Genomic DNA, 13,913 nt, shown 5'->3' with positions numbered 1-13,913 from the left:
CCCTCCGCCCCCGGACTGCGCCCCCAGGCACATAGCGTAAGAAGCCGTTGCCGGTCGCGGGCGGCTTTGGTCGAAATTGGCGTCAGGCCAGCTCGATGAGATCCCGGTACTCGTCGGACCAGTGATCCTCGGTGCCGTCGGGCAACAGCACGACGCGTTGTGGGTCGAGGGCCTCGGCCGCGCCCGGGTCGTGCGTCACCAACACCACCGCGCCCTGATAACTGCGCAGCGCATCGAGCACCTGTTCGCGCGACGCGGGATCGAGGTTGTTGGTCGGCTCGTCGAGCAGCAACACGTTGGCCGTGGACGCCACAAGACCGGCCAGCGCGAGCCGGGTCTTCTCGCCGCCGGACAGCGTCCCCGCGGGCTGGTCGAGCTGCGGACCGCTGAACATGAAGGCGCCGAGCAGGCCGCGCAACTCCTGATCGCCGGTGTCGGGCGCGGCGTGCCGGATGTTCTCCCACACGGTCGCGTCGTTGTCGAGGGTGTCGTGCTCCTGCGCGAAGTAGCCGATCCGCAAACCGTGTCCGGGCTCGACGGCCCCCGTGTCGGGGCTCTCGACGCCGGCCAGGATGCGGAGCAGGGTGGTCTTCCCCGCCCCGTTGAGGCCCAGCACGACCACGCGGGAGCCGCGGTCGATGGCCAGGTCGACACCGGCGAACACCTCGAGCGATCCGTACGCCTTGCTCAACCCCGAGGCCGTCAGCGGTGTGCGCCCGCACGCGGCCGGGGTCGGGAACCTGATGCGCGCGACCTTGTCGGCGACGCGTTCCTCGTCCAGCGCGGCCATCATCCGGTCGGCGCGGCGCAACATGTTCTGGGCCGCAACGGCTTTGGTCGCCTTGGCGCCGAGCTTCGCGGCCTGCGTGCGCAGCGCCGCGGCCTTGCGCTCGGCGTTCGCGCGTTCCCGGCGCCGGCGCTGCTCGTCGGTGGCGCGGGCGTCCAGGTACTTCTGCCAGCCCATGTTGTAGACGTCGACCTCGCCGCGCACGGCGTCGAGGAACCACACCCGGTTGACGACGTCGGCGAGCAGCTCGACGTTGTGGCTGATGATCACCAGCCCGCCGCTGTGGCCGCGCAGGAAGTCCCGCAGCCAGCCGATCGAGTCCGCGTCGAGGTGGTTGGTCGGCTCGTCCAGCAGCAGCGTGGTGGACGATCCGGCGCCGGTGTCGGACGCGGCGAACAGGATGCGCGCGAGCTCCACCCGGCGGCGCTGCCCGCCGGACAGCGTCCGCAGCTGCTGCGTCAGCACGCGTTCCGGCAGGCCGAGGCTGGCGCAGATGCGGCTGGCCTCGCTCTCCGCGCCGTACCCGCCCAGCGCCACGAACCGCTCCTCCAGCTGCCCGTAGCGACGGATCGCCCGGTCCCGCGCGTCGTCGTCGGCGACCTCGGCCATCAGCGCCTGCTGCTTCTCCAGGTCGGTGAGCAGCACATCCAATCCGCGCGCCGACAAGACCCGGTCGCGGGCCAGCACGTCGAGATCGCCTTCCTTGGGATCCTGTGGCAGATAACCGATTTCGCCGCTGCGGACCACCGATCCCGCATACGGCTGGCTCTCGCCCGCCAGGATGCGCAGGGTGGTGGTCTTGCCCGCGCCGTTGCGGCCGACCAGCCCGATGCGGTCACCGGGCTGCACGCGCAGGTCCGGTCCGTCCGGGGAGAGCAGAATGCGCGCACCAGCGCGGACCTCGAGGTCCGTGGCCGTGATCACGATTGCTCTCCTAGCTGGCTATTTGTCGTCGGTGAACACCGGCGGCCTCTTCTCTGCGCGCGCGGCAACCGCTTCTTCGAAGTTGGCGGTGAGCAGGCGGACGAAGAGCTGTCCCAGGCCTTCGGCTTGCATGTGCCCCTCCAGGCTACCGGCGTCGAGCCCGCTCCACAGTGTGCGCTTGGTCAACTCGGTCCCCGGCCGTGAGAAAGCCGCGATTCGTGCGGCGATGGCGTAGCAGGTGTCCAGCAGCTGCCCCTCCGGCACCTGACACGACACCAGCCCGATCCGCTCTGCCTCCTCGGCGGTGACGTCGCGGCCGGTCAGCATGATCTCGAACGCGCGCGACGACCCGATGGCCCGGGGCAACAGGTAGCTCAATCCCAGCTCACTGGCGGTCAGGCCGTTGTTGATGCCCGCGGCGCGGAAGTAAGCGCTGGTCGAGGCCACCCGGATGTCGGCGGCCAGCGCCAGACACAGCCCACCGCCGATCGCGGCGCCGTTGACCGCGGCGATCACGGGCTGATGCAGGCGCCGCAGCGCCAGGATGACGTCGTCGAGGACCTCCATGGACCGCAGCGCATACGTCGGGCGGGTCAACCCGTCGACGTTGGGCACGGTGCCCGCGGACTTGTGGTCGGCGCCGGAAGAGAATCCGCGACCCGCCCCGGTCAACACGACGACGCGCACGGAATTGTCGTAAGTGACCTGCTCAAGGGCCTCTTTGAGCGGGACCATGACGTCGAACGCCATGGAATTCATCCGCTCGGGCCGATTGAGGGTTATCAGCGCGACACCGGGCCGCGGTTGCTCTACCAGTACCAGACTCACCCGTGAAAGGTAACGCGTGCCCGAACGCCCCCGGGCTCAGACGTGGCCCAGGCCCGCGGTCATCAGGAAAACGCCCAGCGCCGCCACGACGAGCCCCAGGGCGGCCCGCCTGCGGGCCTGCACCCAATCGTGCACGCGCGACATCACCGCGCCGGTCCGCTCCGGCGCCGCCAGGTGGCAGACCAGGGGGATTTCGGCGAACGCCAGCCCGACCAGCGTGTATGCCGCGGCCGCGGTGACCTGGGTGCCGAGGGCGGCGCCCGACGCCAGGATCACGGTGAGCGCCGCCAGGTACCGGAAATCGGTCGTGATGCCGACCCCGACCAGGAAGGTGATCCAGGGCGGCCCGGCGCGCAGCGCCTCCAGGGCGCGCGTCGACAACCGCGCGAGCGCCGTCGAGCCGGCCGGTTGCGACGGGCCGCCGGCGGGCGCCGCCGGTTGACGCACCGAAAAGCCGATCGCTATCAGCGCGGCCAGCACCAGCGCGAACACGCCCATCGCGATCTGGATGCGGCCGGCCGTGGAGTTCGACGTGGCGAGCTCCACCCTGTCCATGACCCCGAGCACGACGTCGTGCAACCCGAACAGCGCGCCCAGGGCAAGGGCGACGCCGACCGCCAGCCCGCCCAGCCACAATGCGACCAGATGGAGCACCGGCCGTCGCCGCGAGAACAGCAGCAGGGCGATGCCGATGCGTCCCGGGTCCACACCGGCGACCAGCGCCAATGCCAGCACGGTGCCCCACATGGGCGCGACTTTACCGCGACCGGGGTGGGTCGCGGTTCCGGTTCCGGGCGATTGGGCCGGCGTGCGTGGCGAGCAACCGGGTCGTGGTGACGGCGGTGGGCGCCTACATTAAATGTCTTCGAAACGCCCCACGTGGGTTCGTTTGGTCTGCTACCTTTAGCCACCGTTGGATACGTGTCGGCTATGGCTCGCCGACACGGCCGGGGTGGGCCGCGCGCGCGACAGTGACACGGACGTTGGCGTGGAATGCGCTGGGTTGCAACAAGTTCCGACCAGTGGAGGTGGGTGCGCGAATAATCGAATGTCGGCGAGTCTATGAATCCGCTATGCCGAGGCGGTGAAGCGATAGGGAGGGAATGTGTTCATCCCAGGAGAAGAGGCTTTCGGGGCCCTCGACGAATGGGCGCCGGAGCCGGGTTCGGTTGTCTGTTGGCATCCCTCACCCGCCTCGCTTGCCAAGATCCGGCGAGCTCCGGTAAGCGCCGTGCCGGCCAGCCATCAGCAAGCCCGGCACCTGCATAACTTCGTCGACCACGCCAGCCGCGGGGTGGATATGTCGCGGCTGTGCATCGGCAGCTGGGACATGCCCGGCAAGTGCGACATTCGAGTCCTCACCTACGTCATCAACACGCACCTTCGGCGGCATGACACCTATCACAGCTGGTTCGAGTTTGCCGATGGCGACCGCATCGTTCGGCACACGCTTCCCAATCCCGGCGACATTCAATGCGTTCCGATCAGGCACGGCGAGATGACGCCGGAGGATTTCCGGGAGCACATCGTTGCCACGCCGACGCCCCTGGACTGGGATTGCTTCAGGTTTGCGATCATTCAGCGCGCCGACCACTTCACCTTCTGCTTTGCGATCGACCACATCTACATCGACGCGCAGTTCCTCGGCGCGATCCGCCTCGAGCTCTATCTGATGTACACGTCCCTGCTCGCCGGCGGGGCGCCGCCGGCGCTGCCCACCCCGGGTAGCTACACGGATTACTGTGTGCGGCAACACGAGTACACGTCCGCCCTCACCCTGGACTCCCCGCAAGTGCGTGGCTGGGTCGACTTCTTCGAAAGCAATGACGGAACCCTTCCGGAGTGTCCGGTATCGCTCGGCGACGGTTCGGGGTCCTGCGACCTGATGTTCGTGCCGGTGATGGACGAACGGCAGACGGCCAACTTCGAATCCGCCTGTATCGCCGCGGGCGCGCGTTTCAGCGGCGGCGTGTTCGCGTGCGCTGCGCTCGCCCAATACGAATTGACCGGTGCCGAAACGTATTACGGCCTTGTCGCGTGCGACACCCGCAGCAGCCGGGCGGAGTTCCTGACGATCGGGTGGTTCACCGGCTTTGTCCCGATCACCATCCCGGTCAACGCATCATCGTTCGGCGACACCGCCCGCGCCGCGCAGAAGTCGTTTGATTCGGGCAAAGCCCTGGCGAATGTCCCGTTCAGTCGTGTGCTGGAACTGGCGCCGTGGCTGCGGATGCCCGACAGGCGCGTCCCGCTGCTCTTCCACCTCGACGCCAGCAGCCCTCCGCTGTCCACCATCGTCAAGTCCGAGTGGGGCGGGTCGAACATCAAGATCCACCACGACGGCGGGGTGCCGGCTCGATTCGACCTGCGGGTCAACCGCTACGAAAACGAGACGCACGCCATGGTGTTCTTCCCCAACAACCCGGTCGCGCGCGAGTCGGTCACCCGTTACCTCGAGACGCTGAAATCCCTCTACGTCCGCGTTGCCGAGGGCCGCACCGCGCTGGCGCCGCTGTGCAGCGGCGCCGCGCTGTAGCCGGACCGGTCAGGCCTGCTCGGCCTCGGCGGCATCGACGTCGAAGGCCTTGATCTGCTGTACCAGGTCTTCCAGGGCCGCCGGCGGCAGCGCTCCGGCCTGGTTGAACAGCAGCTTGCCCTTCTTGAAGGCCATCAGCGTCGGAATGGACCTGATCTGGGCGGCCGCCGCGAGCTGTTGCTCGGCCTCGGTGTCGACCTTGGCGTAGACGATGTCGGGGTGCTGCTCCGATGACGCCTGGAAGGTCGGCGCGAACTGGCGACACGGACCGCACCAAGACGCCCAAAAGTCGACGAGGACGATGTCGTTGCCCTCGATGGTTTCGTTGAACTTCTCAGCAGTGAGATCGCGTGTTGTCACAAGTCCCCTAACGTCGCTCGTGGGCACGATGTTCCCATATCGGCAGGGGCCGGTCGGCCAGCGTGCCCCGACCGGGTGGCACAGCGACGAGAACGATCGCTACATCGGTCGAACCACCCGATTTACGGCGGTCCTCGGCTCCCCTCGATTGCAATTCGACACTGTGTGAAATGTATACGTGTGCAATCGAATTCACCAGTTAAACAGATGACAAATAAAGACCGCCCACAGCTGCAAAATCGCGTTAGGCTTTTGCCGTCGTCGCCGCTTCAGCAGGAGGTGCGGGATGTCATTTTTGGTCGCGGACACGGAATTGTTGTCGGGGGCCGCCGGGAATCTGGCGCGCATCGGTTCGACAATCAATGAGGTTAATTCGGCCGTGGCGGCCCGGACGACCACCGTGGCCGCCGCGGGGGCCGACGAGGTGTCGGCCGCAATCGCCGCCGTATTCGGCGCGCACGCCCAGACCTATCAGGCGCTGAGCGCCCAGGCCGCGGCGTTTCACGACCAATTCGTGCAGAACCTGCTTGGCGGCGCGGCAGCGTATGGCGCCACAGAAGCGGCCGGCACCAACCCCTTGAAGCCGCTGTTCAACCTGATCAACGAGCCCACCCGACTGCTGATCGGCCGCCCCCTGATCGGAAACGGAAACAACGGCACCGCGATCGGCCAGGCCGGCGAGGGTGGCGGAATCTTGTTCGGAAACGGAGGTAATGGCGGGCCGGGCGGCAGGGGCGGCGACGCCGGCCTGCTCGGCAGTGGCGGCATCGGCGGCGCCGGCGTGCCCGGCGGGACCGGCGGGGCCGGCGGGAACGGCGGGCTGCTGTGGGGCAATGGCGGTGCGGGCGGCGCCGGAGCCGCCGGGGGCGGCGCAGGCGGCAGGGCGCTCCTGTTCGGCTTCGGGGGCACCGGCGGTGACTCGCTGTCCTTCGGCGGCGGTGGCGCCGGCGGCAACGCCGGGTTCTTCTATGGCAACGGCGGCGCCGGTGGCGGCGGCGGAAGCACGAGCAACGGGGGGACGGGCGGCCAGGCCGGGTTGTTCGGCAACGGCGGCAACGGCGGCCCCGGCGGAGCGGTGACTGGCGATGGCGGCAACGGGGGCAACGCGATACTTGTCGGCAACGGCGGCAACGGCGGCAACGCCCCCGGCGCCGTGCCTCCCCACAACCCCGGTGTCGGCGGCACGGGCGGGCTCCTGTTCGGCGCGCACGGCGCGCCCGGGTAGCGGCCCTCCTACTTACGGTTGCGTACGTTTTCCCGCGTCCTACAGACTTGGCGCTGACCAATCGGGCGGGAGGGAATCGCGTTGGGCCACTACATCGCTAACGTCCGCGATCTCGAGTTCAACCTGTTCGACGTTCTCGAAATCGGCGCCGTCCTTGGCACCGAACGCTACGGCGACCTCGACGAGGACACCGTCCGCACGATTTTGGCCGAAGCCGCTCGCCTGGCGGAGGGCCCGGTCGCGGAATCGTTCGCCGCGGCCGACCGCAATCCGCCGGTCTTCGACCCCGCTGAGCACACGATCAGCGTGCCCGACGAGCTGGCCAAGACGGTGCACGCGATCAAGGAGGCCGGGTGGTGGCGGCTGGGGCTGGCCGAGGAGATCGGCGGCATGCCGGCGCCGCCCCCGCTGGCCTGGGCGGTCAACGAGATGATCCTGTGCGCCAACCCGTCGGCGAACTTCTTCAACTTCGGCCCGTTCATGGCCCAGGCGCTCTACGAAGAGGGCAACGAGCAGCAACGGCGGTGGGCGGCCGCGGGCGTGGAGCGCGGCTGGCAGGCCACCATGGTGCTCACCGAGCCCGACGCCGGGTCCGACGTCGGGGCGGGCCGCGCCAAGGCCATCCAGCAACCCGATGGCACATGGCACATCGAGGGCGTCAAGCGGTTCATCTCCGGCGGTGACGTCGGCGAGACCGCCGAGAACATCTTCCACCTCGTGCTGGCCCGGCCGGAGGGCGCCGGCCCGGGCACCAAAGGGTTGAGCCTGTTCTATGTGCCCAAGTACCTGTTCGACCCCGAGACGTTCGAACTCGGTTCCCGCAACGGCGTTTTCGCGACCGGGCTGGAACACAAGATGGGCATCAAGTCCTCGCCGACGTGTGAATTGACCTTCGGCGACGGCGATGTGCCCGCCGTCGGCTACCTGGTGGGCGACGTGCACAACGGGATCGCGCAGATGTTCACGGTGATCGAGCAGGCCCGCATGACGATCGGCGTGAAGGCCGCCGGCACCCTGTCCACCGGATACCTGAACGCCCTGGCGTTCGCCAAGGAGCGGGTACAAGGCGCCGACATCACCCAGATGGCGGACAAGACCGCCCCGCGGGTCACGATCATCCATCACCCCGACGTGCGTCGCAGCCTGATGACCCAGAAGGCGTACGCCGAGGGCCTGCGGGCGCTCTACATGTATGCCGCCGCCCATCAGGATCCCGATGTGGCGCAACGGGTTTCGGGTGCCGATCCGGACATGGCGCATCGCATCGACGACCTGCTGCTGCCGATCGTCAAGGGCGTGAGCTCCGAGCGGGCCTACGAGGTGCTGACCGAATCGCTGCAGACGCTGGGGGGTTCGGGCTTCCTGGTCGACTATCCGATCGAGCAGTACATCCGCGACTCGAAGATCGATTCGCTCTACGAGGGCACGACCGCCATCCAGGCGCTGGATTTCTTCTTCCGCAAGATCGTGCGCGACCGCGGCCATGCGCTGCAATTCCTGACGGCTCAGATCAGCCGCACCATCGACACCTGTGACGAGGAGCTGAAGCCGCAGGCCGAGTTGGTGCAAGCCGCACTCGACGAAGTTACCGCGATGACGGGCGCGCTGACCGGATACCTGATGTCGGCCTCCCAGCACCCCACCGAGATCTACAAGGTCGGGCTGGGATCGGTGCGCTACCTGCTCGCGGTCGGTGACCTGCTCATCGGCTGGCGGTTGCTGGTCCAGGCCGGCATCGCGCGCCGCGCGCTGGCCGACACGACGTCGAGCAGCGACAAGCACTTCTACCAGGGCAAGGTCGCGACCGCCACGTTCTTCGCCAAGAACGTGCTGCCCAGGTTGGCCGCGCAGCGCAGGGTCATCGAGTCCATCGACAACGACATCATGCGCGTCCCCGAAGACGCGTTCTGACCGCGCGTTACACAGCTCGGCCACAGCTCCATCGGGTACATCTTTTCGTGGTCCGACTCACGAATGGGGGAAACGTTGATCTCAGCAAGCTGTCCCGCGCCCCGGCTCACCCGGCTGGCCATCCTCGCGGTCACGGGCGTCACCGCCTTGTCCGTCGCGGCGTGCGGCTCGTCGAACAAATCGGCTCCGACGTCGACGTCGACATCCACGTCCACAGTGACCTCCACCACCACCTCGCCGGCGCAGGCCCAGAACGAGGCCAAGGTGAGCGGCCTGATCGCGTCCGTCGCGGGGAACTCGATCCAGGTCACGAAGGAAGACAAGAGCAACGCCGCCGTCAACTTCACCTCGACGACCAAGATCACCGAGGTCTCGCCGGCCACGCTGGGCGACGTCACCTCGGGCAGCTGCGTCACCGTGCAGCCCACCCGGGAAGCCCAAAACGGGCAGCCGGTGACCGCGGCATCGGTGAGGGTCAGCCCGTCCGTCAACGGCACCTGCCCGAAGCCCAAGCAACCCGGACCGGCGTCCGGCCCCGGTTCCAGCGAGCCCGCACCCTCGGGCTCGCCGACGCCGGCGCCCCCGAAGCCGCAGCCCGTGCGCGGCTCAGTCGCGTCCGTGACGGGGAACACCATCAGCGTCGCGGGCAGCGACGCCAGCGGTAACACCACCCAGACGGCCGTGACGGTCGACGATAAGACCAAGTACTCGAAGATGACCACCGCCACCCCCGACGCGGTCACCCAGGGCAAGTGCCTCAACGCCCGCGGGACGATGGACAACGCCGGAGCGCTGCAGGCGACCAGCATCACGGTGCGCGCGGCCAACGACGGCAAGTGCGGGGGCAAGCCGCACGGGTGACCGCGGTGGTGGGCGCCGCGACGGGAGTCGTGGTTAGGCCGGTTGGCTGGCTGCATCCAGCTTCAGGCGGCGACCCGTGCGCCGCCGGTAGCCATACTCGACGACGAAACTGGTCGCCAGGACGGCTATCAGCGTGATCCAGGTGCTCGGCGGGCCGGTGTGGATGCTGTAGCCCAGCAGCAGGAGGAAAAGGCCCAGGTTGAGCACCACGGCGGTGACGAGCAGCCACCTCTTGGCGCCGGTGTCGCGCCACACCCGCAGGTGTCCTGCGCTGACGGTGCCGTAGACGATCAAGAACGCCAGGCTGGCCATCTGGCCCACCGCGGCGAGCGGAAAGAACAGCACGAACGCCGCGGTCAGCGCGGCGGCGATGAACAGTCCACCGGTGCCGCCGTGCCACACGCCGCGGGCAAAGCCGCGCGGCAGCTCGCCGGTCCGGGCCACGACGAATGCCAGGTTGGTGTCGCCGAACATGGTGGCGTTGACGCCGGAAGCGGTCGCAAGCAGCGCGGCGAGCCCGATGACGATGAATCCGGCCCGGCCGAAAACCTCGCGGCCGGCCTCGGACAACACATGTCCGGAATTGGCCTCTATGGCCGGCAGCGTCATCGTCATCACCACCACCGCGCTGACCAGTAGGTAGACCGTGATCACGATGCCCAGCGCCGAGAACATCGCCCGGGGCAGCTCCCAGGCGGGGTCGCGCATATCGCCGGCCGAATTCGTCACGACGCCGAAGCCCTCATAGGTGACATAGAGCAGGCCGGCCGCGAAGAGCACGCCGATGAACCTGTGATCATCGTTGTGGCCGAAGCGCCCCGGATCGCTCTTGGCCAGTCCGAAGCCGACGAAGGCAACCAGGATCGCCAGCTCGATGCTGACAACGAACAGCTCCGAGCGGCCCACGAACTTACTGCCCACGAGGTTGACGAGCACCACGACGACGATCAGCCCGATGCCGATGGCCTTCTCCGACCAGCCCGGGATGTCCCACGGCAGCAGGGCCCGGACGTAGCCGGCGAACCCCGCGGCGTACAGCGCCATCGCAATGATCCAGCCGAGGAACTGAAAGATATTGAGGCCGCCCGCGATCACGCCGTCGCCGAAGCAGCGGACCAGGAATTGCGCCGCGCCTCCGCGGCTGGGGTATCGCGCCCCGAGCTTGGCGTAGGAGTACACGCTGAACATCGACACGACGCCGCCGATCAGGAAGGCGACCGGCAGCCATACCCCTGCGGTCGTCGACGCCAGCCCGAGCAGCGTGTAGAGCCCGGCGCCCATCATCCCGCCGACGCCGATGGCTGTCGCGCCGGCGACAGTGATCGCCCCTTTGCGCGTGGGTGCCGGGCCGGGCGTCGCGGCGTTCATGCGCGGCACGCGTTCTTTCGGCTGTGCGCCGGGAGACCCGGTTGCGAAGACGGCCACGGGGTCACGATCGGCATTGAGCGGCTTCTCCTAGCGTCGGCGCCGCTATGACGGTAAGTGCGTGCCCCTCACATTCCTTAGGGGCCAAAGCCCTTTCTTGCCCTTTGCCCGGCGGCCCGAGATTCACACCACAAATCTCGGATGAACTCATGGAAACGAGTTTCCCGTGGGTATCCAATAAGGCCTACAACTCACGATCGGAGCCACGTCGATGTCTGCCAGCACGGTCAAGCCTCGCCTGGCGCAGGTCGCGATCGTCGGCGTCATCGCGGTTATCGCGTTGAGCGTCGCCATGTGCCACTCCGATAACACCGCGAGCAACAGCAACAAGCCGACTGTGACGGCGTTGCCGCCCGGCCCCGCGCCGGGCACGCCCTCGCCGCCGGCTCCCCCGCCGCCCCCCGCCCCGAAGGACTACGTCGAGGGCCTGGTCGAGTCGGTGTCGGGCGGCACCATCCAGCTCAGGACGCGGACGGGGTCCGCCACGGTGGACTTCTCCCCCTCGACGAGGGTGGTCGAGGTCACCCCGGCTCAGCTGACCGACGTCACGCCCGGCAGTTGCGTCAACGTGCGCGCCACCCCGCAGAGCGCGCCCACGGGGGGCTCGATCACCGCGCAGGCCGTGACCGTCACCTCAGCCGTCGACGGCAAGTGCCCGCCACCGGCCGGGTTCTACGGCACGGTCAGCTCGGTGTCGGGTAACACCATCGCGGTCAACGGCATCGGTCCCCAACCGACACCCACGACCGTGACGGTCGCGAACTCGACGTCCTACCAGAAGCAGACGCAGTCGGACTCCCAGGCGATCACGAACGGCAAGTGCATGGGCGCCCAGGGCACCCAGGACGCCGGCGTGCTGCACGCGATGACGATCAGCCTCGAGGCCTGCCCGCCGATGGGGCACCCGCATCACCACCTGCCGCACCTACCGCACCTGCCCTTCCACCTCTAGACGGGCGCGGCGCAGCCAGGCGAAGCCGTCCGGCGCCATCGGCTCAGCGGCGGCCGGATCAGACGGTGAAGCCGAGGGCGCGCAGCTGCTCGCGGCCGTCCTCGGTGATCTTGTCCGGGCCCCACGGCGGGTTCCACACCCAGTTGATCCGCAGGTCGTCGACCAGGCCGCTGCCGACGAGCGCGCTGCGCGACTGGTCTTCGATCACGTCGGTCAGCGGACAGGCCGCCGACGTCAGCGTCATGTCGATCAGGGCGACGGTTCCCTCGTCGCCCTCTTCCACGTTCAGGCCGTAGACCAGCCCCAGATCGACGACGTTGATGCCCAGTTCGGGGTCGACGACGTCGCGCATCGCCTCCTCGACATCGGCGAGGAATTCGTCGCCCGGTGCGGTGGTTTCGCTCATTTCTGGTCCTCCTCGAAGCTTGCGCTGGCCTGGGCCAGCGCGTCTTTGAACGCCATCCACCCGAGCAGCGCGCACTTCACCCGCGCCGGGTACTTGGCGACCCCGACGAACGCGACGCCGTCGCCCAAGACGTCCTCGTCGCCCTCGACGGTGCCGCGGGAGGACACCATCTCGGTGAATGCGGTGGTGGTCTTGAGCGCCTCTCCGACGCTGTGACCGATCACCTGCTGGGTCAGCACCGAGGTCGATGCCTGGCTGATCGAACAGCCCTGCCCGTCATACGAGACGTCGGCGACGGTTTCGCCGTCGTCGGACAACGTCACCCGGAGCGTGACCTCGTCACCGCAGACCGGGTTGACGTGGTGCACCTGGGCATCGAACGGCTCCCGCAGCCCGCGGTGCTGCGGATGCTTGTAGTGATCGAGGATCACGTCCTGATAGATCTGCTCGAGGCGCAACGTCAGTCTCTCCCAAAGAAATCCAGGGCCCGTCGCACGCCGGTCACGAGGCGCTCGACCTCGTCGGCGGTGTTGTACACGGCGAAGGACGCCCGCGCGGTGGCCGCCAGCCCGAACCTGCGGTGCAGCGGCAACGCGCAGTGGTGCCCGACGCGCACGGCGACGCCGTCGTCGTCGAGCACCTGCCCGATGTCATGCGCGTGCACGCCGTCGACCACGAACGACACCGGCGAGCCGCGGTTCTCCAGCGAGGTGGGGCCGATGATGCGCACGGCGTCGATGCCGGACAGACCCTCGATGGTCGCGGCGACAAGTTCGCGTTCGTGGGCTTCGGCGGCGTCCATGCCGATCGCCGCGAGATATCTTGCGGCGGCCGCCAATCCGACCACCTGCGAGGTCATCGGAGTGCCTGCCTCGAAGCGCTGGGGCGTCGGGGCGTAGGTAGAGGCGGCCATGGTCACCGTCTCGATCATCGACCCGCCGGTGAGGAACGGGGGCATCGTCGACAGCAGCTCGCCGCGGCCGTACAGCACCCCGATCCCGTTGGGGCCCAACATCTTGTGTCCGGAGAACGCCGCGAAGTCGACGTCGAGCGCGTGGAAGTCGACCGGCCGGTGCGGCACCGACTGGCACGCGTCCAGCACGGTCAACGCGCCCACCGCCCGGGCGCGGGCAACCAGCTGGTCGACCGGCGCGAGGGCGCCGGTCACGTTGGAATGATGGCTGAAGGCAACGACTTTGACACGCTCGTCGAGTTGCAGCGAGTCGAGGTCGATGCGGCCGTCGTCCGTGACGCCGTACCAGCGCAATGCGGCGCCGGTGCGCCGGGCGAGCTCCTGCCACGGAACCAGGTTGGCGTGGTGCTCGAGCTCGGTGGTGACGATCACGTCGCCGGGCCCGACGGCTTGCTCGAAACGGTTGTCGCCCAGCACATATGACACCAAGTTGAGCGCCTCGGTGGCGTTTTTGGTGAACACCAGCTCTTCAGCGTCGGCGCCGACGAAGGCCGCGATGTCGGCGCGGCCCTGCTCGTAGGCGTCGGTGGCCTCCTCCATCAGCTGGTGGGCGCCGCGATGCACCCCGCCGTTGGAGGTGAGCAGGAATTCCCGTTCGGCGTCGAGCACCTGCACGGGGCGCTGCGACGTCGCACCGGAATCCAGGTACGCCAACTGGTTTCCGCCGCGCATCACCCGCTTCAGGATCGGGAAGTCGGCGCGAATCGCCGCAACATCCAGCATGG

Annotated in this window: 12 protein-coding genes and 1 pseudogene; 5 read left to right on the top strand and 8 right to left on the bottom strand. The window is 68.3% G+C overall.

The window, feature by feature from the left end:
* Positions 1-82 precede the first annotated feature (82 nt).
* From A5705_RS04685 to A5705_RS04675, 3 genes are read right to left on the bottom strand one after another with little or no spacing between them, the layout of a single operon-like run.
* The gene (locus A5705_RS04685; RefSeq protein WP_067880936.1) at positions 83-1,711 is read right to left on the bottom strand and encodes an ABC-F family ATP-binding cassette domain-containing protein; all 1,629 of its coding nucleotides are present in this window, start codon (positions 1,709-1,711) and stop codon (positions 83-85) included.
* Between the two features lie 18 nt (positions 1,712-1,729).
* Positions 1,730-2,539, bottom strand: a complete 810-nt coding sequence (locus tag A5705_RS04680) for an enoyl-CoA hydratase (protein ID WP_067880934.1) — start codon at positions 2,537-2,539, stop codon at positions 1,730-1,732.
* A gap of 36 nt (positions 2,540-2,575) precedes the next feature.
* Positions 2,576-3,286, bottom strand: coding sequence for a GAP family protein (locus tag A5705_RS04675; RefSeq protein ID WP_067880931.1), 711 nt, complete (start codon positions 3,284-3,286; stop codon positions 2,576-2,578).
* Positions 3,287-3,644: 358 nt separating this feature from the next.
* Between A5705_RS04675 and A5705_RS04670 the strand changes: the two genes are divergently transcribed.
* Positions 3,645-5,075: a condensation domain-containing protein gene (locus A5705_RS04670; RefSeq protein WP_231964348.1), complete on the top strand. Its 1,431-nt coding sequence runs from the start codon at positions 3,645-3,647 to the stop codon at positions 5,073-5,075.
* A gap of 9 nt (positions 5,076-5,084) precedes the next feature.
* Here the strand turns inward: A5705_RS04670 and trxA are convergent, their stop codons facing one another.
* Positions 5,085-5,435: a thioredoxin gene (gene trxA / locus A5705_RS04665; protein ID WP_067880925.1), complete on the bottom strand. Its 351-nt coding sequence runs from the start codon at positions 5,433-5,435 to the stop codon at positions 5,085-5,087.
* A gap of 286 nt (positions 5,436-5,721) precedes the next feature.
* Here trxA and A5705_RS04660 point away from each other — a divergent pair, with 286 nt between their 5' ends.
* The 3 genes from A5705_RS04660 (at position 5,722) to A5705_RS04650 (ending at position 9,432) form a co-directional block, all read left to right on the top strand.
* Complete coding sequence (locus A5705_RS04660; RefSeq protein WP_068275729.1) at positions 5,722-6,660, top strand: PE family protein; 939 nt, start codon at positions 5,722-5,724, stop codon at positions 6,658-6,660.
* Positions 6,661-6,741: 81 nt separating this feature from the next.
* Entirely contained in the window at positions 6,742-8,571 is a 1,830-nt protein-coding gene (locus A5705_RS04655; protein WP_067880920.1) for an acyl-CoA dehydrogenase, read from the top strand.
* Between the two features lie 63 nt (positions 8,572-8,634).
* A complete protein-coding gene (locus A5705_RS04650; RefSeq protein WP_231964347.1) occupies positions 8,635-9,432 on the top strand; it encodes a DUF5666 domain-containing protein in 798 nt (265 codons plus the stop codon).
* A gap of 33 nt (positions 9,433-9,465) precedes the next feature.
* Here the strand turns inward: A5705_RS04650 and A5705_RS04645 are convergent, their stop codons facing one another.
* On the bottom strand, positions 9,466-10,857 hold the full coding sequence (locus tag A5705_RS04645; RefSeq protein WP_231964346.1) for an APC family permease: 1,392 nt from the start codon (positions 10,855-10,857) through the stop codon (positions 9,466-9,468).
* 211 nt (positions 10,858-11,068) lie between these two features.
* On the opposite strand from A5705_RS04645, the gene A5705_RS04640 reads away from it, so the two are divergent.
* Positions 11,069-11,809, top strand: a complete 741-nt coding sequence (locus tag A5705_RS04640; protein WP_067880918.1) for a DUF5666 domain-containing protein — start codon at positions 11,069-11,071, stop codon at positions 11,807-11,809.
* Between the two features lie 58 nt (positions 11,810-11,867).
* On the opposite strand, the gene A5705_RS04635 is transcribed toward A5705_RS04640, so the two are convergent.
* The 3 genes and pseudogenes from A5705_RS04635 to A5705_RS04625 form a co-directional block, all read right to left on the bottom strand.
* Entirely contained in the window at positions 11,868-12,215 is a 348-nt protein-coding gene (locus A5705_RS04635) for a metal-sulfur cluster assembly factor (RefSeq protein WP_067880915.1), read from the bottom strand.
* Positions 12,193-12,679: pseudogene (gene sufU / locus A5705_RS04630) on the bottom strand (Fe-S cluster assembly sulfur transfer protein SufU); the annotation flags it as partial. The pseudogene sufU and the gene A5705_RS04635, both read right to left, overlap by 23 nt.
* Positions 12,676-13,911 carry a cysteine desulfurase gene (locus tag A5705_RS04625; protein ID WP_067880909.1) on the bottom strand — a complete coding sequence of 412 codons (1,236 nt, stop codon included), beginning with the start codon at positions 13,909-13,911 and terminating at the stop codon, positions 12,676-12,678. The gene A5705_RS04625 and the pseudogene sufU, both read right to left, overlap by 4 nt.
* Positions 13,912-13,913 lie beyond the last annotated feature (2 nt).

The organism is Mycobacterium sp. E787 (assembly GCF_001668725.1).
Taxonomy (GTDB): Bacteria; Actinomycetota; Actinomycetes; order Mycobacteriales; family Mycobacteriaceae; genus Mycobacterium.
The sequence above is the reverse complement of the archived record's forward strand: the minus strand, read 5'-3'. Positions and strand labels throughout refer to the sequence as shown.